24 protein-coding genes are annotated in these 23,537 nt (G+C 44.4%); 22 read left to right on the top strand and 2 right to left on the bottom strand.

The window, feature by feature from the left end:
• Positions 1–324: 324 nt before the first annotated feature.
• The 11 genes from AABM38_RS23195 to spoIIR all read left to right on the top strand — a co-directional run bounded on the left by AABM38_RS23195 (position 325) and on the right by spoIIR (position 12,129).
• Positions 325–1,182, top strand: coding sequence for a class II fructose-bisphosphate aldolase (locus AABM38_RS23195; protein ID WP_423408494.1), 858 nt, complete (start codon positions 325–327; stop codon positions 1,180–1,182).
• A 99-nt stretch (positions 1,183–1,281) separates the two neighbouring features.
• Positions 1,282–1,926: a fructose-6-phosphate aldolase gene (gene fsa / locus AABM38_RS23190; RefSeq protein WP_335428344.1), complete on the top strand. Its 645-nt coding sequence runs from the start codon at positions 1,282–1,284 to the stop codon at positions 1,924–1,926.
• 325 nt (positions 1,927–2,251) lie between these two features.
• The gene (locus AABM38_RS23185; RefSeq protein WP_335377288.1) at positions 2,252–3,538 is read left to right on the top strand and encodes a UDP-N-acetylglucosamine 1-carboxyvinyltransferase; all 1,287 of its coding nucleotides are present in this window, start codon (positions 2,252–2,254) and stop codon (positions 3,536–3,538) included.
• 260 nt (positions 3,539–3,798) lie between these two features.
• Positions 3,799–4,761: a class II fructose-bisphosphatase gene (glpX, locus tag AABM38_RS23180; RefSeq protein ID WP_423408493.1), complete on the top strand. Its 963-nt coding sequence runs from the start codon at positions 3,799–3,801 to the stop codon at positions 4,759–4,761.
• A 367-nt stretch (positions 4,762–5,128) separates the two neighbouring features.
• Positions 5,129–6,400, top strand: coding sequence for a transcription termination factor Rho (gene rho / locus AABM38_RS23175; RefSeq protein ID WP_125480145.1), 1,272 nt, complete (start codon positions 5,129–5,131; stop codon positions 6,398–6,400).
• A 410-nt stretch (positions 6,401–6,810) separates the two neighbouring features.
• Positions 6,811–7,026, top strand: coding sequence for a 50S ribosomal protein L31 (gene rpmE, locus AABM38_RS23170; protein WP_335377290.1), 216 nt, complete (start codon positions 6,811–6,813; stop codon positions 7,024–7,026).
• Between the two features lie 253 nt (positions 7,027–7,279).
• Positions 7,280–7,900, top strand: a complete 621-nt coding sequence (locus tag AABM38_RS23165) for a thymidine kinase (RefSeq protein ID WP_423408492.1) — start codon at positions 7,280–7,282, stop codon at positions 7,898–7,900.
• 338 nt (positions 7,901–8,238) lie between these two features.
• A complete protein-coding gene (locus tag AABM38_RS23160; RefSeq protein ID WP_423408491.1) occupies positions 8,239–8,688 on the top strand; it encodes a hypothetical protein in 450 nt (149 codons plus the stop codon).
• A 331-nt stretch (positions 8,689–9,019) separates the two neighbouring features.
• The gene (gene prfA / locus AABM38_RS23155; protein ID WP_423408490.1) at positions 9,020–10,093 is read left to right on the top strand and encodes a peptide chain release factor 1; all 1,074 of its coding nucleotides are present in this window, start codon (positions 9,020–9,022) and stop codon (positions 10,091–10,093) included.
• Positions 10,086–10,955 (top strand): peptide chain release factor N(5)-glutamine methyltransferase, encoded by an 870-nt coding sequence (prmC, locus tag AABM38_RS23150; protein ID WP_423408489.1) that lies wholly within the window; start codon positions 10,086–10,088, stop codon positions 10,953–10,955. The genes prfA and prmC overlap by 8 nt, the downstream gene beginning before the upstream one ends.
• 436 nt (positions 10,956–11,391) lie before the next feature.
• Positions 11,392–12,129 carry a stage II sporulation protein R gene (spoIIR, locus tag AABM38_RS23145; protein ID WP_423410824.1) on the top strand — a complete coding sequence of 246 codons (738 nt, stop codon included), beginning with the start codon at positions 11,392–11,394 and terminating at the stop codon, positions 12,127–12,129.
• Positions 12,130–12,214: 85 nt separating this feature from the next.
• On the opposite strand, the gene AABM38_RS23140 is transcribed toward spoIIR, so the two are convergent.
• Together AABM38_RS23140 and AABM38_RS23135 are read right to left on the bottom strand one after the other, a co-directional pair.
• Positions 12,215–12,556 carry a cupin domain-containing protein gene (locus AABM38_RS23140; RefSeq protein WP_423408488.1) on the bottom strand — a complete coding sequence of 114 codons (342 nt, stop codon included), beginning with the start codon at positions 12,554–12,556 and terminating at the stop codon, positions 12,215–12,217.
• Between the two features lie 62 nt (positions 12,557–12,618).
• The gene (locus AABM38_RS23135; protein ID WP_423408487.1) at positions 12,619–12,996 is read right to left on the bottom strand and encodes a globin; all 378 of its coding nucleotides are present in this window, start codon (positions 12,994–12,996) and stop codon (positions 12,619–12,621) included.
• Positions 12,997–13,314: 318 nt separating this feature from the next.
• On the opposite strand from AABM38_RS23135, the gene AABM38_RS23130 reads away from it, so the two are divergent.
• From AABM38_RS23130 to wecB, 11 genes are all read left to right on the top strand, one after another.
• Positions 13,315–13,713, top strand: coding sequence for a KGG domain-containing protein (locus AABM38_RS23130; RefSeq protein ID WP_335377298.1), 399 nt, complete (start codon positions 13,315–13,317; stop codon positions 13,711–13,713).
• A 318-nt stretch (positions 13,714–14,031) separates the two neighbouring features.
• Positions 14,032–14,475 (top strand): GNAT family N-acetyltransferase, encoded by a 444-nt coding sequence (locus AABM38_RS23125; RefSeq protein ID WP_423408486.1) that lies wholly within the window; start codon positions 14,032–14,034, stop codon positions 14,473–14,475.
• Positions 14,476–14,652: 177 nt separating this feature from the next.
• Positions 14,653–15,696: an L-threonylcarbamoyladenylate synthase gene (locus AABM38_RS23120; protein WP_423408485.1), complete on the top strand. Its 1,044-nt coding sequence runs from the start codon at positions 14,653–14,655 to the stop codon at positions 15,694–15,696.
• 149 nt (positions 15,697–15,845) lie between these two features.
• Positions 15,846–16,400, top strand: a complete 555-nt coding sequence (locus tag AABM38_RS23115) for a manganese efflux pump MntP family protein (protein ID WP_423408484.1) — start codon at positions 15,846–15,848, stop codon at positions 16,398–16,400.
• A 410-nt stretch (positions 16,401–16,810) separates the two neighbouring features.
• Positions 16,811–17,248 carry a low molecular weight protein arginine phosphatase gene (locus tag AABM38_RS23110; RefSeq protein ID WP_423408483.1) on the top strand — a complete coding sequence of 146 codons (438 nt, stop codon included), beginning with the start codon at positions 16,811–16,813 and terminating at the stop codon, positions 17,246–17,248.
• 42 nt (positions 17,249–17,290) lie between these two features.
• On the top strand, positions 17,291–18,586 hold the full coding sequence (locus AABM38_RS23105) for a methyl-accepting chemotaxis protein (RefSeq protein WP_423408482.1): 1,296 nt from the start codon (positions 17,291–17,293) through the stop codon (positions 18,584–18,586).
• Between the two features lie 312 nt (positions 18,587–18,898).
• Positions 18,899–19,348, top strand: coding sequence for a ribose 5-phosphate isomerase B (gene rpiB / locus AABM38_RS23100; protein WP_423408481.1), 450 nt, complete (start codon positions 18,899–18,901; stop codon positions 19,346–19,348).
• A 74-nt stretch (positions 19,349–19,422) separates the two neighbouring features.
• On the top strand, positions 19,423–19,995 hold the full coding sequence (locus tag AABM38_RS23095) for a TIGR01440 family protein (RefSeq protein WP_423408480.1): 573 nt from the start codon (positions 19,423–19,425) through the stop codon (positions 19,993–19,995).
• A 134-nt stretch (positions 19,996–20,129) separates the two neighbouring features.
• Positions 20,130–21,371 (top strand): serine hydroxymethyltransferase, encoded by a 1,242-nt coding sequence (gene glyA / locus AABM38_RS23090; protein ID WP_423408479.1) that lies wholly within the window; start codon positions 20,130–20,132, stop codon positions 21,369–21,371.
• Positions 21,372–21,640: 269 nt separating this feature from the next.
• On the top strand, positions 21,641–22,270 hold the full coding sequence (gene upp / locus AABM38_RS23085) for a uracil phosphoribosyltransferase (RefSeq protein WP_335377307.1): 630 nt from the start codon (positions 21,641–21,643) through the stop codon (positions 22,268–22,270).
• A 33-nt stretch (positions 22,271–22,303) separates the two neighbouring features.
• Positions 22,304–23,425: a non-hydrolyzing UDP-N-acetylglucosamine 2-epimerase gene (gene wecB, locus AABM38_RS23080; RefSeq protein ID WP_423410823.1), complete on the top strand. Its 1,122-nt coding sequence runs from the start codon at positions 22,304–22,306 to the stop codon at positions 23,423–23,425.
• The last annotated feature ends 112 nt before the right edge of the window (positions 23,426–23,537 follow it).

Genomic DNA, 23,537 nt, shown 5'->3' with positions numbered 1-23,537 from the left:
GCGAAGCGCCAGGAACGAAAATATCTGCCTTGTTTAACAGAGCTTATTTCATAAAAATGGAATTTTTTGAGTAGGATTGAAATTTAACAGATTAATCAAATTATTGGCAGCGTTTGCTTTATAGCATTTTTATGACACTTGCAAAAACAAGGGTGGAACAATGGCATTTCTGAATTTCTTTTGGTATGATACATATGAATTCCACAGGATCAGATTCGTTTTGGCGAAACCTTTCTCGGGTACATAAACAAATGCAGAGAAGGAAAACCTTTAAAATGGTAGCATAGTCAAAATGAAGATGATCATATCGAAGGAGGAAAAACAATGCCATTAGTTTCAATGACTGAAATGCTGAAAAAAGCGAATGCGGAAGGCTACGCTGTTGGGCAATTCAACTTAAATAACCTTGAGTTCACTCAAGCGATTCTTCAAGCTGCAGAAGCTGAGAAATCACCAGTTATCCTTGGTGTTTCTGAAGGTGCTGCACGTTACATGGGTGGCTTCAAAACGGTTGTGAAAATGGTAGAAGGTTTGCTTGAGGACTACAAAATCACAGTTCCTGTTGCCATTCACCTGGACCACGGTTCAAGCTTCGACAAATGTAAAGAAGCAATCGACGCTGGATTCACATCTGTTATGATCGACGCATCTCACGGTCCTTTCGAAGAGAACGTTGAAATCACTTCTAAAGTGGTTGAATACGCTCATTCAAAAGGAGTTTCTGTTGAAGCTGAACTTGGAGTAGTTGGCGGACAGGAAGATGACGTAGTTGCGGCTGGCGTTATCTATGCTGACCCTAAAGAGTGTGAAGAGCTTGTTAAGCGTACTGGCATTGATTGCCTTGCTCCTGCACTTGGTTCTGTTCACGGACCTTACAAAGGTGAACCAAACCTTGGTTTCAAAGAAATGGAAGAAATCAACAAAACTGCTGGTGTACCATTAGTATTGCACGGCGGAACTGGAATCCCTACAAAAGATATCCAGAAGTCCATCTCTTTTGGAACAGCTAAAATCAACGTTAACACTGAAAACCAAATCGCTTCTGCTAAAGCAGTTCGTGAAACTCTTGCTGCTAAGCCGGAAGAGTACGATCCACGTAAATATCTTGGACCTGCTCGCGACGCTATCAAAGAAACGGTTATCGGCAAAATGCGCGAATTCGGTTCTTCTAACAAAGCGTAAAAGCCATAAATTCTGTTATAATTAAAACCGCCTTACTATAAGGCGGTTTTATTCCATTTTAATGTGATTGAAAATTTTGTCGACTGGAGGCGTTTACAAATGAAGTTTTTTATCGATACTGCCAATATGGAAGAAATTCGCGAGGCCTATGCACTGGGAATTCTATCAGGTGTAACAACGAATCCTTCCCTTGTAGCAAAGGAAAAGAATGTTACTTTTGAAGACCGCTTGAAGGAAATCACTGAGCTTGTGCCTGGTTCTGTAAGTGCAGAAGTAATCGCGCTTGATGCAGAAGGAATGATCAAAGAGGGCAAGGAGCTTGCGGCGATCGCTCCAAACATTACAGTTAAGGTACCTATGACTCCAGAAGGCCTGAAGGCAGTTTCTGTGTTCTCAAAAGAGGGAATCAAAACGAACGTAACACTCGTTTTCAGTGCGAACCAGGCATTGCTTGCAGCAAGAGCAGGAGCTACATACGTTTCCCCATTCCTCGGAAGACTGGATGACATCGGGCACAATGGTCTTGACTTGATTTCAACGATCGCCGATATCTTCACAATCCACGGAATCGAAACGGAAATCATTGCCGCTTCCATCCGCCATCCACAGCACGTCACGGATGCAGCATTGCGAGGAGCGCACATCTCAACCGTGCCTTACAAAGTCATCCAGCAAATGTTCAATCACCCGCTAACAGACAAAGGAATCGAAGCCTTCTTAAAAGACTGGAATTCCCGAGGCTAAGCCACCACTTTATCGCACTACCGCATCGGGGGTCAGACCCCCGATAGTTTAAAGCGTTAAAGTGTTGGTTTTTGAGTATTAATTAGTGATTTAGGAACTTTTACCCAATTTGAAGTTTTTTGCATTTTATTACATGATTTTGGGAATATCGTGTAAACTAGAGGAATAGAAAACTGCCGGAATCTGACTATATTTGTTGGAAAAATGTACCTCATAACTCCGGAGTTAATTTTAATTATAGACGAGCCTAAATCGGTCTTAGCTGACACATTGTTTGCTTCTCCAGCTTGACCTTGACATATCACGGCTTAGAAGGGAGTCAAAAATGGAAAAGCTTAAGATTGCAGGCGGTTATCCATTAAAAGGAACTGTTCGGATCAGCGGTGCCAAGAATAGTGCAGTAGCCTTGATCCCCGCGACGATTTTAGCAGAATCGCCGGTTACCATTGAAGGTTTGCCGGATATTTCCGATGTTCATATGCTAAAAGATTTGATGGAGGAAATCGGCGGTTCAGTTGAGTTCGCGAACAATGAAATGACGGTTGACCCGTCTTCCATGATTTCCATGCCTTTGCCGAATGGAAAAGTGAAAAAGCTGCGAGCATCGTACTACCTGATGGGAGCAATGCTTGGTCGTTTCAAAAAGGCTGTCATTGGCCTTCCTGGCGGATGTCATTTGGGACCTAGGCCGATTGATCAGCATATAAAAGGTTTCGAAGCACTTGGAGCAAGTGTCACGAATGAGCAGGGTGCCATTTACCTGCGAGCGGACGAGCTTCGTGGTGCAAGGATTTATTTAGATGTTGTCAGCGTAGGGGCAACAATCAATATCATGCTTGCAGCTGTACGTGCAAAGGGCCGTACCGTCATTGAAAATGCGGCAAAAGAGCCGGAAATCATTGATGTAGCGACATTGCTCACGAATATGGGAGCAAAAATTAAAGGTGCGGGTACAGATGTCATCCGTATCGATGGCGTAGACGAGCTGCATGGCTGCCGCCACACGATCATTCCTGACCGGATCGAGGCGGGCACATACCTGATTCTTGGTGCGGCGATCGGTGAAGGTGTGCTGATTGACAATGTCATTCCTCAGCACATTGAATCTCTCGTTGCGAAGCTGAAGGAAATGGGAGTTCAGATTGAGGCGAGTGATGAGCAAATTTTTGTTGGTCCAGCCGATAAATATAAACCAGTAGACATTAAAACCCTTGTTTATCCAGGTTTCCCAACCGATCTGCAACAGCCTTTTACTTCTTTACTGACAAGAGCGGAGGGTTCGAGTGTTGTGACCGATACAATATACGGCGCTCGCTTCAAGCATATCGATGAGCTTAGAAGAATGAACGCCAACATAAAAGTAGAGGGCAGATCGGCCATCATCAGTGGACCTGTTAAGCTTCAGGGAGCAAAGGTGAAAGCCAGCGACCTTCGCGCCGGCGCAGCCCTGGTCATCGCCGGTTTGATGGCTGAAGGTGTTACGGAAATCACAGGAGTCGACCATATCGACCGCGGCTACAGCCATATCGTAGAAAAGCTGAATGGCTTGGGTGCCACAATTTGGCGTGAAGATATGACGTCTGAAGAGCAAGAAGAGATAAAAAAATCATAAAAAGTATAGTACAATGGAGTTGTACAATACAAAAAGTAGTACTAATGCCTATCTAAAAGCGAAAAAGTATAGCATATTTGGCCGTCGACAATCTCGCCGCATCCTGTGGCGAGATCGACGTCAATCCTTCCTGTGCAAGTACCGCAGGCTTAAGATGTGTCTTGCTGAATGGTGGAGACGTCTTATGACAGGAGGACCCAGGTGCTGGAGCTAGACATTTTCAGAAGGGCATTAGCGCTTTATGATTAGGGGAGGATCCGATGGAACGTAGCTTAACGATGGAGCTTGTCCGCGTAACCGAAGCAGCGGCGCTTGCTTCAGCCCGCTGGATGGGCCGTGGTAAAAAAGACGAGGCTGATGATGCTGCCACTTCAGCAATGAGAGATGTTTTTGACACGATTCCGATGAAAGGCACGGTCGTAATCGGTGAAGGGGAAATGGACGAAGCACCGATGCTGTATATCGGTGAAAAACTTGGGACAGGCTATGGTCCGCGTTTGGATGTAGCTGTTGATCCGTTGGAAGGAACAAATATTGTCGCATCAGGCGGCTGGAATGCACTAGCAGTTCTTGCAGTAGCGGATAACGGCAACTTGCTGCATGCTCCTGACATGTATATGGAAAAACTTGCGGTTGGACCAGAAGCAGTAGGGATGGTTGATATAAATGCTTCCGTTCTTGATAACCTGAAGGCAGTCGCAAAAGCGAAAAATAAAGACATAGAAGATGTCGTGGCAACTGTGTTAAATCGTCCTCGCCATGAGCATATCATTGCCCAGCTTCGAGATGCAGGGGCAAGGATCAAGCTCATCAACGATGGTGATGTAGCCGGCGCAATCAATACAGCGTTTGATTTTACAGGCGTTGACATCCTGTTTGGTTCAGGCGGCGCACCTGAAGGCGTTATTGCTGCAGTAGCACTGAAAAGTCTGGGCGGAGAGATCCAGGGGAAATTGCTTCCGCAAAATGATGCCGAACTAGAGCGATGCAAGAAGATGGGCATCGATGTGAATAAAATTCTTCTCATGGAAGATTTTGTGCGCGGAGATGACGCGATCTTTGCTGCAACAGGCGTAACCGACGGCGAATTGCTGAAGGGTGTTCAGTTCAAAGGCTCTTATGGCTCCACACATTCAGTCGTAATGCGTGCAAAATCAGGCACAGTCCGTTTCATTGAAGGCAAGCACAGCCTGCAGCATAAGCCTCATTTTGTGATGAAATAACCATTTTTCGTCCATGATTGCAAACCCTTTCAATCTAGCTCCATTAATCCGAATCTATGATTAATGGAGCTAGTTTAAAAATATATTGATTATTTTTCCTGATTAAGGGTAAAATGAAAATTGTTTTTACTTCGAAAAACTGCTTGCATCCAGGCTCTTTTCGTAAAAAAACGGACAAAGTTCGGGGAAGTAAACAATAACTTAACGTCAAGAGCACATCTTTATTCAAAAGAAAGTCTTCATTAATTCCTTCTTACAACCTTCAAGGGAAACTCATTTCTTCTTTTTCCATCCATATCTTTTAAAATCTAAATTCTTTTTTATTTTTTATGGAGGAAAACGAAATATTTTAAGGCGTGGTGACATTATGGAAGTTAATATTTCAAGCTTAGAAAATATGAAATTAAAAGAGCTGTATGAACTTGCAAAGGAATATAAAGTTTCTTACTACAGCAAATTGTCAAAAAAGGAACTGATTTTTGCCATCCTAAAAGCACGTGCCGAGCAGCAGGGTTATTTCTTCATGGAAGGCGTCCTGGAGATCATCCAATCGGAAGGCTTCGGTTTCTTGCGTCCGATCAACTATTCGCCAAGCTCCGAGGACATTTATATTTCAGCTTCGCAGATTCGCCGCTTTGATTTAAGAAACGGCGATAAAGTATCCGGAAAAGTACGTCCACCTAAGGAAAATGAACGCTATTTTGGTTTACTTCAGGTAGAAGCAGTGAATGGCGATGACCCGGAATCTGCCAAGGAAAGGGTACACTTCCCTGGACTCACGCCATTATATCCTGACCGCCAGATGAAATTGGAGACAACCCATAACAAGGTTTCGACAAGAATCATGGATGTCCTTGCGCCTGTCGGCTTTGGACAACGCGGATTGATCGTTGCTCCGCCAAAGGCTGGTAAAACGATGCTGATAAAAGAAATCGCCAACAGCATCACGACGAACCATCCTGAAGCAGAACTGATTGTTCTGTTGATTGATGAGCGTCCTGAAGAGGTAACAGATATTGAGAGATCAGTAGCTGGCGACGTTGTCAGCTCCACTTTTGATGAGGTTCCTGAAAACCACATCAAGGTTGCAGAGCTTGTGCTTGAAAGGGCGATGCGTCTCGTTGAACACAAGCGTGATGTTATCATCCTGATGGACAGCATCACACGCCTTGCTCGTGCGTATAACCTAGTAATCCCGCCAAGCGGACGTACCCTTTCAGGTGGTATTGACCCGGCAGCGTTCCACCGTCCAAAGCGCTTTTTCGGTGCCGCACGTAATATCGAAGAAGGCGGCAGCTTGACGATCCTTGCAACGGCGCTTGTCGATACGGGCTCACGCATGGACGATGTCATTTATGAAGAGTTCAAGGGAACAGGTAACATGGAGCTTCATCTTGACCGTTCACTTGCAGAAAGAAGAATCTTCCCGGCAATCGATATCCGCAGGTCTGGAACTCGTAAGGAAGAACTGCTTATTCCGAAGGATCACCTTGATAAGCTATGGGCAATCCGCAAGTCAATGTCAGATTCCCCTGATTTCGCAGAAAAATTCCTGCGTAAATTAAGGCAATCCAAATCGAATGAAGATTTCTTTGCTGTCCTTGGCGAGGAAATGAAGGGGAATGCAAAGCGGCAGTAATTTAATTTTTGGCTGTAATGTAGGACGTATCGAGTGTTAGCACCAGTTGACCTTCGTTCTAGGCGCGAAGACTCCTCCGAAAATGCTAACGCATTTCCATCGTGCGTGGGCAGATTCGAGGAAGCTATTCAGTGTCCTGCGGGCGCAGCTGGACAGGTGAGACCCCGCAGGAGCGAAGCGACGAGGAGGATCAGCGCCAGCCCCGCGGAAAGCGAAGCGCCTGGAACGGAAATCCACAGCCTAGTTTGTATCGCATATCCCTTTTTATGGAAAGTAAAACAAGCTTGAAAAAAATAAACGTACTTGTTATACTGAGTACAGTGTGTTTTTACAAAAACAGCAAGTACTATATTTGCTGTCATTTATAACTCTGTTTCGGATATGATTCAGGGCGGAAGGAGATGAAAAGAATGAAATCAGGAATTCATCCAAATTACAAGACAGTTAAGGTGACTTGCGCATGTGGAAACGAATTTGAAACTGGTTCTGTAAAGAACGAGATTCGCGTTGAAACTTGCTCTGAGTGCCATCCTTTCTATACTGGACGTCAAAAGTTTGCTGAAGCTGGCGGACGTGTTGACCGCTTCAACAAGAAGTACGGCCTTAAGAACGACCAACAACAGTAATATTCGAATTCAAAAAACAGGCAAGAAGCTTTGTGACTTGCCTGTTTTTTATTGTCTTTATTTTGATGTACTCGGGTACATAACAAATAGATTTTATAAAAATTTTAATTTAATGAACTTCTTTTTTCAGTCTGGATTTAGCACTTTTTTTTGTTATAATGGAAAAAGCTGAAAAAAGGTTAGCCTTTTAAATACATGAATATCTAAACTAATAAATGCAGAAATTGAACCAGCGAGGAAGGAGAGGCCGACCATGTACGTAATGAAACAAAGCGGTTGGATCGAATTGATTTGCGGCAGCATGTTTTCTGGGAAATCGGAAGAGTTGATCCGCCGAGTGCGCAGAACACAGTTTGCCAAGCAGAACATTGCCGTTTTTAAGCCGAAAATCGATAACCGCTACAGCGAAGAATCGGTTGTATCGCACAACGGAACGGCTGTTACAGCATTGCCTATTGCCAACTCTACAGATATTTTCCACCATATCAACCCTGATATCGATGTGATTGCTATTGACGAAGTACAGTTTTTTGACAATGAAGTCGTTCAGGTTGTCCAGCATCTTGCAGACAGTGGATATCGAGTGATCGTTGCAGGCCTTGACCAGGATTTCCGCGGAGAGCCATTTGGCCAGATGCCAGCGTTAATGGCTGTTGCCGAAAATGTGACCAAGCTTCAGGCGGTTTGTGCCGTTTGCGGTTCACCAGCAAGCCGGACGCAGCGTCTGATCAACGACAAGCCAGCCTCTTATGATGATCCCATCATTCTCGTTGGGGCATCCGAAGCATATGAACCGCGCTGCAGGCACCATCATGAAGTGCCGAAATCACCAAACGAGCTGAAAGTTGAAAAAATAACAGAAAGCTTATCATAATTTGGTTTTTATAAGTCCGCCCTGGAGAGTTGGGTGGGCTTTTTTGTGTTGGCTCTGTTAAAGCAGAATGTTGATTTTAAACCCTGTTGATTGTAGTGGAAGGCGCGTAGACTCCTACGGGCGCAGCTGGTCAGGTGAGACCCCGCAGGAGCGAAGCGACGAGGAGGCTCAGCGCCAGCCCCGTGGAAAGCGAAGCGCCTGGAACGAAAATCAACAGTCTTGTTTAACAGAGCCTTTGTGTTAACAGCCGGTAAGGGCTGGAAACCTGATTCATTTTCTAATTTTCAAAGCATCTTCCTCCATCATTTGGGCAACATAACGTTGGGAGGTGCCATAATATGAAAAGAATATTGATGATGCTTATTTTCGGAATGGCAATCGTTTCGGGCTGCGGCCAGGATAACACAGAATCGACATACGACAAAAACCAAGATACCGCTGGACAAGACCTCACAACGAATGATAATGGCGTTCGCGGCGGAGATGGACCAAATTTTACAAAGAATCAAGACAATGACATGACCATGGGCGACCAAAACCCGAACCTGCCAAATACCGATAATCAGAATCGCCATAATTTTTCCCAGGATGTTCAAAAAGCAAAAGAAGTGATTTCTGCTCAAGGCTTTGAGCCCGGGTCGATTTGGATCAATGGTGGTACCATGAATGTAACTGCCCACCCGGGGGATCGGCTATCCAAAAAGGAACGGGCGAACGCCGAGAACTCGCTTCAAAAAAACCTGACGAAAGCCTTGCCGCGTTATGAAATCAATGTGGATATTGAGTAAAATTGGCTTAAGCATGCTCCGTTCAGGGCATGCTTTTTACATATACATAAGTTCGTTAGCTTTTAAGTAATTGTGCTAAATATGCAAGAATGTACGGGTTAAATCACTTCATAAAAGTCCATATCCAGCAGAATGGCTTTGACTGGGGTTTTCACCTATACTATAATTAGAATGTTATGAGCTCTTTTTGCAGCATGTTGGTTTCTAGTGAAGTCCCGTTTTGTAAAAGAGCATTACGATTGAAAATACTATAAATCGACATTAGGTGCGAAAACAACTTTAATGATATCGATTGATCCTAATCAGGATATTAAAATAGAGGTGAATGACCGTGTTTGATCGTCTTCAAGCAGTTGAGGATCGTTATGAAAGATTAAATGAGCTATTAAGTGACCCGGAAATTGTCAATGATTCCAAGAAACTTCGCGAGTTTTCAAAGGAACAGTCTGATATCCAGGAAACTGTCATGGCTTACCGTGAATATAAAGAAGTTAAAGAACAATTGACTGACGCTAAAGCAATGCTAGAGGAAAAGCTTGATGCGGAAATGCGTGACATGGTAAAGGAAGAAATTTCTGAGCTTGAACCACGTATTGAAGAGCTTGAAGCCCGCATTAAACTTCTTCTTATTCCTAAAGACCCTAATGATGACAAGAACGTTATCATGGAAATCCGCGGGGCAGCGGGTGGCGATGAGGCTGCTCTGTTTGCTGGTGACCTTTACAGGATGTACAGCCGTTTTGCTGAAACGCAGGGCTGGAAAACGGAAGTGATTGATGCCAGCACAACTGGGGTTGGCGGCTTCAAGGAAATTATCTTCATGATAAATGGAAATGGCGCTTTTTCAAAATTGAAGTTCGAAAATGGCGCTCACCGTGTTCAGCGTGTTCCGGAAACGGAATCAGGCGGACGGATCCATACTTCCACTGCTACGGTGGCATGCCTTCCGGAAGCGGAAGAAGTTGAAATTGAACTGCATGATAAAGATATCCGTTTCGATGCGTTCGCATCCAGCGGTGCAGGCGGACAGTCTGTTAACACGACGATGTCAGCTGTTCGTTTGACACATATTCCAACAGGAATCGTTGTATCATGCCAGGATGAAAAATCACAGCATAAAAACAAAGACAAGGCGATGAAGGTTCTTCGTGCCCGTGTCTATGACAAGTTCCAGCAGGAAGCACAGGCTGAATACGACCAGGTTCGTAAATCAGCAGTTGGAACAGGAGACCGTTCTGAGCGTATCCGTACCTACAACTTCCCGCAAAACCGTGTTACCGATCACCGCATCGGCTTGACGATCCAAAAGCTTGACCAGATTCTTCAGGGGAAGCTGGATGAAATCATCGAAGCATTGATCATGGAAGACCAGTCTCAAAGGCTTGAGAGTGCAAACAATGAGTAATCACAGCGTGAAAATATTTGAAGCCCTCAATTGGGCTTCTTCTTTTTTAAAGGAACATAGTCGTGAGGAGTATGCAGGTGAGCTTTTGCTTCGGCACTTTTCAGGTCTCTCCCGTACTTTGATGCTGGCGATGATGCGTGATGAGCTGGACGCCGATGTGTGGGGTCTTTTTCAAGGAGCGGTTAAAAGGCATGCTCATGGTGAACCCATTCAATATATAATCGGTTCTGAGGAATTTTATGGCCACCGCTTTGAAGTCAATGAGCATGTCCTTATTCCCCGTCCGGAAACAGAAGAGCTTGTTTATGGAACTTTGAAGCGTCTTGAAAAGCTTTTTCCAGCTGGCCATCCTGTTGAACTTGTGGATGTCGGGACAGGCAGTGGTGCCATTTCCGTTACCTTGAAGCTTGAAAAACCTGCCCTGAAGGTGACGGCGATCGATCTTTCTGCCGATGCTCTGGGGGTTGCTCGGAAGAATGCTGACACTTTGGGAGCGGAAATTGAGTTTATCCATGGAGATTTGCTGCAGCCGCTTATTTTACAAGGGAAGAGAAGGGATGCGGTGATTTCAAATCCGCCGTATATCCCGATTGCTGATCAGGAATGGATGTCAGACATTGTAACCGAACATGAGCCGCATATGGCCCTGTTTGCAGGTGAAGACGGACTGGACCTTTACCGCAGGTTCATGGACGAGCTGCCGCTGGTAATAAAAGAGAAGGCGCTTATCGGATTCGAAATAGGAGCAGGGCAAGGGGAAGCAGTCGCCGCTCTTTTGCAAAAAACATTCCCAAACGCACATGTAGAAATTGTTTTCGATATAAACGGCAAAGACCGAATGGTGTTTGCGGAAATCATCTAAATGGAACCTCGCTTGTACAAGCGAGGTTATTTGCTATGCCCTGTGTCTTTAAGGCTTGAAAAATTGGAAAAAATCAGAGCGAATTTCCAGTTCGCGATAAAAAAGAAAATTTCGCTATAAAGTTTAAATTTTCGCTATAATATTGAAGATTTCGCTATTAAATTTTGTTTTTCGCTATAAAAACATAAAATTCGCTATAAAAACGAAATCAGGAGGAATTGCCGTCAATTTAAAGTGCATTTTTTATCATCAGGCTGTTTTTGCAGAGATTGTTTCTTTCGTATAAAGCAATTTATCGCATTTTGTTTAGGCTCCGGTGTCTTTTCCTGCTGCTTCTCATAAAAAATTTAAAAAAACTCGTTATTTCCAAATTACTAGTTTAAGAATCTATCAATCTGTCCACACTGTGACTAGTGAAGGGGCGGTGCGAAAGATGATGACAAAAAAATCAGCAGCAATCTTATACATTCTCTTATTATGTGCAGGTACAATTTTAAGTTTATATAGCCCGAAAAATGAAGTGACAGCGCAGGAAGCCACGGTCATTCCGAATGAGGCGATCAGGCTGAGGATTCTTGCCGACAGCGACTTGGAAAAGGACCAGGCAATCAAAAGACTTGTCCGTGATGAGGTCAATAAGGAGATTACAAAGTGGGTCAAGGATTTAACATCTTTGAATGATGCAAGGAATGTGATCAAGTCGAAGCTGCCGGAAATCCAGGCAATCGCTGAAAATGTAGTGAAATCAGAAGGGTCAACACATTCTGTAAAAACAGAGTTTGATAAAGTCCAATTCCCAACAAAGCTTTACGGTCAATTCCTTTATCCCGCAGGTGAGTACGAAGCAATCCTGATTACACTGGGCAAAGGGGAGGGCGCAAACTGGTGGTGCGTCCTTTACCCGCCGCTATGCTTCCTTGATTTTTCAAATGGCGAGGCTACAAGCGAAGGATTCGATGGGAAAGATATAAAAGGTGATGTGAAGTTAGACAGCGAAGAAGAGAAGTCACAAGCAGATGGTAATAAGAAATCTAAGAAGGATGCAAAAGCTGGCGGCGAAAAGAAGTTGAATAACGAAAAAGAAGACAAGAAGCTAGTCTATGAGGATGGCGAGGAAGAAGAAGTAGAAGTTACATTCTTCCTGGTTGAGATTTGGAACAGGATTTTTGGATAAAATGGTTCACCCTGCTGCTGCGGGGTGGATTTTTTATTTTTAAGAAATAAAAACGCCTGGAGAATTATATCCCCAGGCGTCCATTTTAGATATTTTGTGCAAATCGCTCATCAGGAATTTTGTTCAGCATGACATAGAGGGTGACTGGCTCAGCTCCGGTATTTTTATAGGATAGTTCTTCGGATCCTGTAACATGGATCGTGTCGTTGGCGGCTGCTTTCATTTCGGACCCGTCAATGGTGAATGTTCCTTCGCCCTGCATTGTTAAAATAAATACTTCCGTGCCGGGATGCGTGTGTTTTGGCAGTTCCTGCCCTGGCATAAAATTTAATAGGAAAACAGTACTTTCACCTTTTTTAAATACGATTCTTTTTGTAAAGCGTTCCTCGCTGAATTCCTGGTAATCTGTTAATGATTGTTTTTCCATCGTTAATCCCTCCGGTTTGGTTGTGTATGGAGAATTTTTTGATTCTATCGGGCCATGTCACATTACTGACTGTTGACCATAATTGGCGCGATATGGCCTAAGCGTTCAAACAGAGCTTTGCCGCCGTCCGTTTCAATCAAACCTGTTTCGGTCAGTGTTTCGTGCATGAGCTTTAACCACGCCTGAGCGCGAACAGGAGTAATTTCAAATGGCATATGCCTTGCTCTCATATTTGGCGGTCCAAATTCCTCGCTGTATAATGCACCGCCGCCAGTCAATTGAGTCAGGAACATCCACTGCTTCCTTTTAATTTCATTGATATCTCCTTCGAACAAAGGACTTAGCTCATCGTTTTCGTACACTTTTGGATAAAACGTGTCAACGATTTTGCGGATTGATTCCTCTCCGCCTATCTGATCATAAATTGTTTTGATTTCCATACCGTACCCCCAATCAACCCTTCATTGAATTATGAGAAGGGTTTTCATTTATGTAAGCTTATTATAACCAATCACTCATTATGGAAGAGTGACCTAAATCACTCAATTATGAATTTTTCACTATGGGAAGCTAGGTAACTATATCCATCTTCTAGAAGAAATAGATGGAAGTTGAGGAAAGAATCCCGGGATAATTCCCAAAAATATTACATCTCTTAAACAAGCTTATTACATTCCTTTGTCAGTGGTTTTAGAGGAGGCTTAAGCGGATATTCAAGGAGTGTAACAACAAAACAGATTTCAAGGAGGATGAGTAAAATGGCTAGAAACAATAACAACAATGATAATGGTAAAATGTCACGTGAAGAACGAGGACGCATGGGCGGCGAAGCGACAAGCCAGAACCATGGCAGCGACTTCTATCAGGAAATCGGCCGTAAAGGCGGAGAAGCAACTTCCAATAATCACGATAAAGACTTCTATCAGGAAATTGGCCGCAAAGGCGGCGAGGCTACTGCTGAAAGCCATGACAGCGACTTCTACCAGGAAATCGGCCGCAAAGGCGGAGAAGCAACTTCTGAAAATCACGACAAGGACTTCTACCAGGAGATTGGCCGCAAGGGTGGCGAAGCAACTTCTGAAAATCATGGAGAAGACTTCTACAAAGAAATTGGCGAAAAAGGCGGAAACTCCCGTTCACGTAACAACAACGATTAATCATCCGGTTTAAAAAGACCACGAGTTGACGAAGACTTAAGAATAGACCAAGACTAATACCAAGACCTCAAAGGCATGGCAGCTATCATTCCAAAATGGTGGCTGCCATGTTTTTTATAGGCTGTTCCTAAAAGATTGTTGTTTTTAACGGGAATGTTTGTAAGCAATAACTGATTATTAGCAACAAAATATATGAAAATAGCCTCTTTATAAGATGGATTTACGGTGCTTTTAATAATTCTCTCATCTTGAGAAGGTTCTACTTTTTCAAATCTCTCATATTCATTAAGTAGAATCTTAATTTTTGAGGTGAAGGAAATGACATGGCAAATTAAAAGTGCAAATAAAGAGGACCTCCCTAGATTGGAAGCATTTTTAACAGAAGCAGGTGTAAGTGCGGAAGGATTGAATGAGGCTATTGAAAATTTTTCGCTGATGGAGAATATGGAGGGGGAACTGAAGGCGTGTCTAGGAGTAGAGCCGGTTGAAAGGGCGGGCTTGCTGCGTTCTTTTGTCGTTTCTCCGCAAATCGCTCAGCCTGACTTGATGCTTCTTTTTAAGAGAGCTTTCCTTACAGCAAAAAAACAGGAGCTTGAAGCCCTTTATCTTGTAACAAATAAAATGAGTGCGGTTTCTTTCTTTGGCAGCATAGGTTTTGAAATGGTCAACAAATCAGATCTTCCGGAAGCTCTTTTAGAAAAAAATCATTTAAAACAGGTCTTAACTGTGGATAACTCAGCAATTATGAAAATTATTCTGTAAATTGTGGATATATCCAAAAAGTTATCCACTGAATCCTTAGTTTTATACACAATTTGTGGATAAAAACTTGTGTTCGTCTTCTTCTTCTTTTATACTTTCATAGAAATATGGTTAACTAGCAAGGATTAATGGACTAGTATAGGGGAAAGAAGACCCAGAAGCAAAAGGTGGATGTACATGGAAACAAAAATGTGGACAGTGGATAAGAATGTGGATAATTTAAAAACATATCCACAAATCATAGAAGCAGCACGAAAACTCAGGTCAAATGAAGTTGTCGCTTTTCCGACAGAGACGGTTTACGGATTAGGCGGCAATGCCAAAAGTGACGATGCAGTACTAAAAATATTTGAAGCAAAAGGAAGGCCTGGGGATAACCCGTTGATTGTTCATATATCTGACAGGGAACAAGTTCATTCCTTTATAAAGGCTGTACCAGAAAAAGCGAAGTCGTTGATGGATGCCTTTTGGCCAGGACCGCTGACTATCATTTTAGAACAGAAATCGGGAGCGCTGTCTGAAAAAGCGACAGCAGGCCTTCAGACGGTAGCGGTCAGAATGCCTGACCATCCAGTTGCTCTTGCATTGATAGAAGCATCAGGCTTGCCGCTGGCTGCTCCGAGCGCAAACTTATCAGGGAAGCCAAGTCCTACAACGGCTGCCCATGTTGCGGATGATCTAACTGGAAGGATAGCAGGAATTGTTGATGGAGGCGCTACAGGTGTAGGGGTCGAGTCCACGGTCATCGACTGTACGGCAGAGGTTCCGGTCATTTTAAGGCCAGGCGGTGTGACAAGGGAACAATTGGAGGAAGTAATCGGTGAGGTAAGCGTCGATCCTGCGCTAAAGGATGCGGATCAGGCTCCGAAAGCTCCAGGCATGAAATATCGCCACTATGCGCCGAACGCTCCTTTTTACCTTGTAAATGGAACAAGTGCACAAATCCAGCAGCTCGTTCAGGAGAAACGGAACGAAGGCTTGAAGGTGGGAGTCATGACGACTCTAGAAAACAAAGATTTCTATGATGCGAATGTAGTCATTGCCTGCGGTGAACGAAGCAAGCTGGAAACAGTAGCGGGCGCACTGTATGATACGCTGCGTGCTTTTAACCGAGAAGATCTTGATATCATTTATGGTGAAGTCTTTCCAGAGCATGGCGTTGGCCAGGCGGTCATGAACAGGCTTTCCAAAGCATCAGGCTTGCCGATTATAGATAAATAGACTAAACATGTGAGGCGCTCTGTCTATCTTTTTTCTTTTACCACAGTGACCTTTGCAAAGGATTAACCGCATTCTAATCCCATAATCCATGCTTCTAAAACCATTTGGACGTGCATATGCTGAATTAGCAAGTCCGAGGGGGCGAAGACATGGCAGCAATGGCTGGAGAATTATTCACACTGATATTGATGGCATTTGCACTGGGAATGGATGCTTTTTCGGTAGGTCTCGGAATGGGCATGTTTAGACTCACAAAAAGGCATATCTTTAAAATTGGCGTCACCATCGGATTTTTCCATGTGTGGATGCCGTTGCTGGGAATGGTTGCGGGCAGGTTTTTATCCGATCAGTTCGGGGCGATTGCTGGTTACATCGGCGGTTTTCTGTTGATTTTGCTAGGAGTGCAGATGATTTGGTCAAGCTTTAAAGAGGATGAGGTAAGTCTGATCTCTCCGGTGGGGAAAGGTTTATTTATTTTTGCCTTAAGCGTCAGCCTTGATAGCTTCTCTGTTGGACTTACGCTTGGCATTTATGGCGCAAGAACAGCACTGGTGCTTGTGTGCTTTGGTGTAGCGGCAATGGTACTGACATGGGCGGGCTTGCTGGTTGGGCGGAAAGTGCAGGGCTGGCTTGGTACATATAGTGTAGCGCTTGGCGGCAGCATTTTGCTGGCGTTTGGAATCAAATTGCTTTTGCCGTTATAAAGTAACCTTTTTGCACCTGTTTGATCGGGTGCCTTTTTTATTATGAAGGCTCTGTTAAAGCCCAATGTTGTTTTTTAAACCTGTTGATTGTAGTGGAAGGCGCGAAGACTCCTCGAAAATGCTAACGCATTTTCTTCGTGCGTGGGTCCATTCGAGGAAGCTATTCAGTGTCCTGCGGGCGCAGCTGGTCAGGTGAGACCCCGCAGGAGCAAAGCGACGAGGAGGCTCAGCGCCAGCCCGGGGAAAGCGAAGCGCCTGGAACGAAAATCAACAGCCCTGTTTAACAGGGCCATTATGAAATGGAATTGTTGATAAAACCACAATCACACATTATCCACAAAATGAAATCTGTGAATAATTATCATATAATGAAGAAAAGTTGTTAACAGTACATCACAGGAGGGAAAAGCATGGCGCACGTCTTATTTGTCTGTACCGGAAATACATGCCGAAGCCCGATGGCGGAAGCGATTTTAAAAAGCAAGCAGCTTCCAGGGGTAGAGGTGAAATCAGCGGGAGTATATGCGGCTAATGATGCTGAGGCATCCATGAATGCGAAAGTAGTGCTGCAGGAAAATAACATCAGTCATGATCATCGTTCCACCACCTTAACATGGGATGAGATTGAATGGGCGACATTGATTTTAACGATGACACAAAGCCATAAGACGATGATTCTGAGCCAATATCCGGATGCCTGGGATAAAACTTTTACCTTGAAGGAATTTGCCGAAGACGATTTAAATCCTGATGTAGCAGACCCTTTTGGCGGGAATGAACAAATTTATCGCGAAGCTTTTCTAGAAATTAAGGAAAGTATAGAAAAAATCGTGAAAAAACTCCGATAATAACCTTGAAGGCTATTTCATTACATATCAGGGGGATTATCAGTGGCGGCTAAAAAGAGCTATAAATTTGGGTTGAGGAAGAAAATGGTCTGGCTGACAACAGTCTTGGCGATCATTACTTATTCAACGAGTGCATTCTTTATCTATTTTCTATATCCTTATATTCAAAAATTCACGGAGATTAATTCAATAGCTTATACGGCATCTGTACTTGGGATGGGGATCTTTTGGTCAGGTGTGCTGGCTTATGTGGCTGCTGGATTGATTATTAAGCCGCTTCAAAAACTGGAGCAATCAGCGATGAAGGCTGCAGCTGGCGAAATCAGTGTCGATGCTGAACTGTCAAAATCGGATGACGAAATCCGTTCACTTGGACTGGCTTTCAATAATATGCTGGCGAATCTCCGCGAGATGGTCAGCCAGATTGATACAAATTTTAAAGAAACGAATGAAAAGGTCATCGTCATTTCTGGACAGTCAGCAGCAGCGTCTGAACAGGCTTCGCTCATCTCGACGACGATTAAGGAGATTGCAGCCGGTGCTGACTCGTCTGCTTTATCGACACAAACGACAGCAGAATCAGTAGATCAGGTCATCAGGATCGCAGAAGAGGTCCAGGAAAAAGCCAGGGCGTCCGAAATGATTTCAATCGAGATGGTAAAAGACCTGCAGGAATCCAAAAACGCGATTCATTCCTTGATTTCCGGAATCGAAAGGCTTGCCAACGATAACCGTGAATCGCTCGGGACTGTTAAAAGATTAGAAGAGAATGCGGTGAAGGTCGAGCAGATCATCCAGCTTGTCGGTGACATTGCTGCCCAGACAAATTTACTGGCCTTGAATGCATCGATTGAAGCAGCGAGGGCAGGCGAACATGGAAAAGGATTTGCTGTTGTTGCCGAGGAAGTCAGGAAGCTCGCCGATCAAAGTGCGGATGCGGTTCAGGGCATTTCCGAATTGATCCAGAACATCCAGTCTGAAGTCCAGAACGTCGTTGGCCAGATTAGCAGACAGGTTGAAACCGCCAATGGCGAAGCGAAAAAAGGGGAAAGAACAAATCTCGTCATTGATGAAATGACAGGCACGATCAATGAAATGGCCGAGGTCATTCATACGATTACTGGACTAGTCGAAACGCAAATGGAGACAATCCAGCACACGTCAACACAGTCACAGGAAATGGCAGCGATTGCAGAGGAAACATCAGCCGGAGCTTTAAGCGTCGCATCTGCAGCTGAACAGCAGGCGGAAGTGATAGAGAATGTCGAAACACTTGCAGTCGAGCTGAAAAATCAGGCCGAAAAGCTGAAGGGCACAATTACAAAGTTTTCATTATAGAATATCACCACAGCTGCGGCTGTGGTTTTATTTTTTACTCAGTAACGGACTGGAAAAAATAGTGCCAAATTTCCAGTTCGCTATAAAAATGAGAATATCGCTATAAAAAAGATTTTTTCGCTATATAAATTAATTTTACGCTATAAAAATCTTAATTCCGCTATAAAAAACGCAATCGCAAAAGTTTTTATCACCAGAACCCAGAAAAGCTTAGCTAACTGACCCGATTTCTTTATAAAGTTGAAATTTTATGAGAAAATAACGGTAGAAATTATTGCCCCGCAAGCCGGGAATCAATAGGAGGATTTTACAATGAAAGTTGCAATTGCTTCAGACCATGGCGGAGTGAATATCCGTGAAGAAATTAAAAGCTTGATGAACGAAATGAATATTCAATATGAAGATTTCGGCTGTGAATGCGGTACATCTGTAGACTATCCTGACTATGCGCTTCCTGTTGCTGAAAAGGTGGCAAACGGAGAATTTGATAAGGGGATTTTAATCTGCGGAACAGGAATCGGTATGAGCATTGCCGCGAACAAGGTAAAAGGGATCCGCTGTGCCTTGGTGCACGATGTTTTCAGCGCAAAAGCAACACGTCAGCACAATGACAGTAACATCCTGGCGATGGGTGAACGCGTCATTGGGCCAGGACTTGCCCGGGAAATAGCGTCAGTATGGCTGACTACCGAATTCGAGGGCGGACGCCATGAAAACCGCGTTGGAAAAATTAAGGACTATGAAAACCAGGGCGGGAAATAAACTCATTGGGAGTTGAAATCATAAGTGGCTGGCATGGGTTTTCCGCCCGTGCCCAGTAAACTGCAAAGGGGGCGATGACACTGGCGATCGAACAATGGGAAGCAGAACTGAAATCAATCCTCACTGATTTTAATGAACAGGCTCAACTGAAGAAGGGGCAAGTGCTGGTAGTAGGCTGCAGCACAAGCGAGATTATCGGGCAAAAAATCGGCACAGCGGGTACGGAAGAGGTCGCGGAAATGGTCTTCAGGCAGCTTCGCGATTTTCAGTCCGAGACAGGAGTGCAGCTGGCGTTCCAATGTTGTGAGCACTTGAACCGCGCAATCGTAGTCGAGCGAGAAACGGCTGAACAAAAACAGCTGGACGAAGTAACGGTGATTCCGGTCAGGACTGCTGGTGGGGCGATGGCTTCCTTTGCCTTTCAGAAAATGGCGGATGCCGTGGTTGTTGAATTCATAAAGGGTGATGCCGGGATCGATATTGGTGACACGCTGATTGGAATGCAGCTGAAGCATGTGGCGGTTCCAGTGCGCGTTCCGCAAAAAAGCATTGGTCATGCCCATGTCACTTTGGCCAAAACAAGACCGAAGCTTATTGGCGGAGCACGGGCAGTGTACGAGCGGACAAAGGAAAATAAATCTTGCTAAATTGGATAGGGATGTGGCTCTATTTTTACGAATAAAAAAGAGTCATCCTTTCCTTTCATTATAATATCAGCTAAAATAAGAATGAATTTTCAAATAACGAATCAATACATACAGCAAATAAAGGGGGAGCTAAAGTGAAGCACTTGTCACAGCAGGATAGCCAGGTATACGCATCGATTCAGGATGAGCTGAAGAGGCAGCGTACAAAAATCGAATTGATCGCATCAGAAAACTTTGTCAGTGAGGCAGTTATGGAAGCACAGGGTTCTGTGCTGACTAATAAATATGCAGAAGGATATCCAGGCCGCCGCTATTATGGCGGATGTGAACACGTCGATGTTACTGAGAATATTGCCCGTGATCGCGCAAAGGAAATTTTCGGTGCTGAGCATGTGAACGTCCAGCCGCATTCGGGCGCACAGGCGAACATGGCTGTTTACTTCACTGTCCTTGAACAGGGCGACACAGTCCTTGGCATGAACTTATCGCATGGCGGACATCTTACGCACGGCAGTCCGGTTAACTTCAGCGGAATCCAGTACAACTTCGTTGAATATGGTGTGGATGAGAAAACACATTTAATCAATTACGATGATGTTCTTGAAAAAGCGCGCGAGCATAAGCCGAAGATGATTGTGGCAGGTGCGAGTGCTTACCCTAGAGCGATTGACTTCAAGCGTTTCCGTGAAATCGCGGATGAAGTCGGAGCTTATTTAATGGTTGATATGGCTCACATTGCCGGGTTGGTTGCAGCGGGTCTTCACCAGAATCCAGTTCCTTATGCTGATTTTGTGACGACTACAACTCATAAAACGCTTCGCGGACCGCGCGGCGGCATGATTCTTTGTAAAGAAGAGTTCGCAAAGAAGATCGATAAATCGATTTTCCCTGGAATCCAGGGCGGGCCGCTTATGCATGTAATCGCTGCGAAGGCTGTTGCTTTTGGTGAAGCATTGCAGGAAGATTTCCAAGTATACGCGCAAAATATCATTTCGAATGCAAACCGCTTAGCTGAAGGTTTGAAGAAGGAAGGAATCAGTCTTGTTTCTGACGGCACAGATAACCATCTTCTGCTTGTAGACCTTCGTTCACTTGGATTAACAGGTAAAGTAGCTGAGAAGGTGCTTGATGAGGTCGGAATCACGGTTAATAAAAACACGATTCCTTTCGATCCAGAAAGCCCATTCGTTACAAGCGGTATTCGTATCGGCACAGCAGCAGTAACAAGCCGCGGCTTCGGGCATGAAGAAATGGATGAGATCGCTTCTCTAATCGCCTTCACATTGAAAAACCACGAAGACGAAGCAAAACTAGAAGAAGCAAAAACACGCGTCGAAGAACTAACAAGCAAATTCGAACTATACCCAGAACGATAAAATTCCGAGCTTTAACACATTAACGCGCCGGGGGTCTGACCCCCGGCGCGGTGATGCGTTAAAGTGTCCACATTGTTTAAGGCAGCCTTTGTGAATGAGGGCTGCTTTTTTGCGGTAAAATGACTATGATTACTAAAATAATACATTAGGCGGCAATGGTTGCTTACGTGAATGTTTTTCTGTAAAATTAGACGAAGTGTGATTCAGCAGATCTTACATATAACAGACAGGTGTTCACAACTCATTTACCCTGAAAAGGAGAGATACACATGGCAAAGGTATACGTATTTGACCATCCATTGATCCAGCATAAACTTACTTATATTCGCGATAAGAGCACAGGCACGAAGGAATTCCGCGAGCTTGTGGATGAAGTCGCAACGCTTATGGCGTTCGAAATCACTCGTGACATGCCGCTTGAGGAAATTGAAATTGAAACACCAGTCAATAAGACAAAATCGAAAGTTCTTTCTGGCAAAAAGCTTGGAATCATCCCAATCTTACGTGCTGGAATTGGCATGGTTGACGGTATCCTGAAATTGATCCCGGCTGCAAAGGTTGGTCATATTGGTCTTTACCGTGATCCGCAAACATTGATGCCGGTTGAATACTATGTCAAGCTTCCTTCTGATGTCGAGGAGCGCGATTTTATCGTCGTTGACCCAATGCTAGCTACAGGCGGATCTGCGATTGAAGCAATCAACTCTCTTAAAAAGCGTGGCGCGAAGCACATCAAGTTTATGTGTTTGATTGCGGCTCCTGAAGGGGTAGATGCAGTGAAAGAAGCACATCCAGATGTAGACATCTATATTGCTGCACTAGATGAAAAGCTAAATGACCACGGATATATTGTTCCAGGACTGGGCGACGCAGGCGACCGTTTATTTGGAACTAAATAAGGAGTGTTTGATTTGAATCAGCCGATTAAAGTCATGACGATATTTGGGACTCGCCCTGAAGCGATCAAGATGGCGCCGCTTGTCCTTGAATTGCAGAAACACCCGGAGCATTTTGAATCGATCGTAACAGTTACTGCCCAGCACCGCCAAATGCTGGACCAGGTTCTTGATATTTTCAATATCAAGCCGGACCATGACCTGAACATAATGAAGGATCGCCAGACACTGATTGATGTAACAACAAGAGGTCTTGAAGGCTTAGATAAAGTAATGAAAGAAGTTAAGCCTGATATCGTGCTTGTGCATGGCGATACGACAACGACATTTGTTGCCAGCCTTGCTGCGTACTACAATCAAATTGTTGTCGGCCATGTTGAAGCAGGTTTGAGAACGTGGAATAAGTACTCTCCGTTCCCTGAAGAAATGAACCGCCAGCTGACAGGCGTTATGGCAGATCTTCATTTTGCGCCTACAACAAAATCTGCAGCTAATCTTCTGCAGGAAAACAAGCAAGAAGAAAACATCTTTATTACCGGAAATACAGCGATCGATGCGCTGAAAACAACGGTTAAAGAAACGTATCAGCATGAAGTGCTTGATAAGCTAGGCAATGACCGCTTGATCTTAATGACTGCCCACCGCCGTGAAAACCTTGGTGAGCCGATGCGCAATATGTTCCGTGCGATCAAGCGAATTGTGGATGAGCAGCCTGATGTACAGGTTGTCTATCCTGTTCACTTGAATCCGGTTGTCCGCGAGCTTGCTGATGAAGTGCTTGGAAATGATCCTCGCATCCATCTGATTGAACCACTGGATGTTATCGATTTCCATAACTTCGCATCCCGCGCACACTTGATCCTCACTGACTCAGGCGGAGTGCAAGAGGAAGCACCTTCTCTAGGCGTTCCGGTTCTTGTATTGCGTGATACGACTGAGCGTCCTGAAGGGATCGAGGCAGGTACACTGAAGCTTGCCGGAAACGAGGAGCAGCCAATCTATGATATGGCTACCGAACTTCTGACAGACAGCGCAGCCTATGAAAAAATGGCAAAGGCCTCTAATCCATATGGTGACGGCCGCGCATCAGAACGTATTTGCGAAGCAATCCGTTACTATTTCAAACAAACTGACAAGCGTCCTGGTCAGTATCAATAAGAAAATCGATGATGAGCACCTCTTTTATAAGGGGTGCTTTTTTGGTGTGAACAGCTAACTTGGAATTCTTCTAGAACGCGGATTAATATAGGTGATTCGTTGTATTAATTCT

The organism is Heyndrickxia sp. MSNUG, from assembly GCF_049532715.1.
Classification (GTDB): domain Bacteria; phylum Bacillota; class Bacilli; order Bacillales; family Cytobacillaceae; genus Mesobacillus.
Note: the sequence above shows the minus strand (reverse complement) of the source record. Positions and strands in the feature narration are given on the sequence as shown.

Coding starts and splice junctions, on each gene's coding strand:
- rho (WP_125480145.1), top strand. CDS start 5,129: ATGGAAGTTAATATTTCAAGCTTAGAAAATATGAAATTAAAAGAGCTG.
- rpiB (WP_423408481.1), top strand. CDS start 18,899: ATGAAAGTTGCAATTGCTTCAGACCATGGCGGAGTGAATATCCGTGAA.
- AABM38_RS23135 (WP_423408487.1), bottom strand. CDS start 12,996: ATGGAAATCAAAACAATTTATGATCAGATAGGCGGAGAGGAATCAATC.
- spoIIR (WP_423410824.1), top strand. CDS start 11,392: ATGACAAAAAAATCAGCAGCAATCTTATACATTCTCTTATTATGTGCA.
- AABM38_RS23120 (WP_423408485.1), top strand. CDS start 14,653: ATGGAAACAAAAATGTGGACAGTGGATAAGAATGTGGATAATTTAAAA.
- glpX (WP_423408493.1), top strand. CDS start 3,799: ATGGAACGTAGCTTAACGATGGAGCTTGTCCGCGTAACCGAAGCAGCG.
- fsa (WP_335428344.1), top strand. CDS start 1,282: ATGAAGTTTTTTATCGATACTGCCAATATGGAAGAAATTCGCGAGGCC.
- AABM38_RS23115 (WP_423408484.1), top strand. CDS start 15,846: ATGGCAGCAATGGCTGGAGAATTATTCACACTGATATTGATGGCATTT.
- AABM38_RS23195 (WP_423408494.1), top strand. CDS start 325: ATGCCATTAGTTTCAATGACTGAAATGCTGAAAAAAGCGAATGCGGAA.
- AABM38_RS23130 (WP_335377298.1), top strand. CDS start 13,315: ATGGCTAGAAACAATAACAACAATGATAATGGTAAAATGTCACGTGAA.
- AABM38_RS23110 (WP_423408483.1), top strand. CDS start 16,811: ATGGCGCACGTCTTATTTGTCTGTACCGGAAATACATGCCGAAGCCCG.
- AABM38_RS23185 (WP_335377288.1), top strand. CDS start 2,252: ATGGAAAAGCTTAAGATTGCAGGCGGTTATCCATTAAAAGGAACTGTT.
- upp (WP_335377307.1), top strand. CDS start 21,641: ATGGCAAAGGTATACGTATTTGACCATCCATTGATCCAGCATAAACTT.
- prmC (WP_423408489.1), top strand. CDS start 10,086: ATGAGTAATCACAGCGTGAAAATATTTGAAGCCCTCAATTGGGCTTCT.
- AABM38_RS23095 (WP_423408480.1), top strand. CDS start 19,423: ATGACACTGGCGATCGAACAATGGGAAGCAGAACTGAAATCAATCCTC.
- rpmE (WP_335377290.1), top strand. CDS start 6,811: ATGAAATCAGGAATTCATCCAAATTACAAGACAGTTAAGGTGACTTGC.
- wecB (WP_423410823.1), top strand. CDS start 22,304: ATGACGATATTTGGGACTCGCCCTGAAGCGATCAAGATGGCGCCGCTT.
- AABM38_RS23125 (WP_423408486.1), top strand. CDS start 14,032: ATGACATGGCAAATTAAAAGTGCAAATAAAGAGGACCTCCCTAGATTG.
- AABM38_RS23140 (WP_423408488.1), bottom strand. CDS start 12,556: ATGGAAAAACAATCATTAACAGATTACCAGGAATTCAGCGAGGAACGC.
- AABM38_RS23160 (WP_423408491.1), top strand. CDS start 8,239: ATGAAAAGAATATTGATGATGCTTATTTTCGGAATGGCAATCGTTTCG.
- AABM38_RS23165 (WP_423408492.1), top strand. CDS start 7,280: ATGTACGTAATGAAACAAAGCGGTTGGATCGAATTGATTTGCGGCAGC.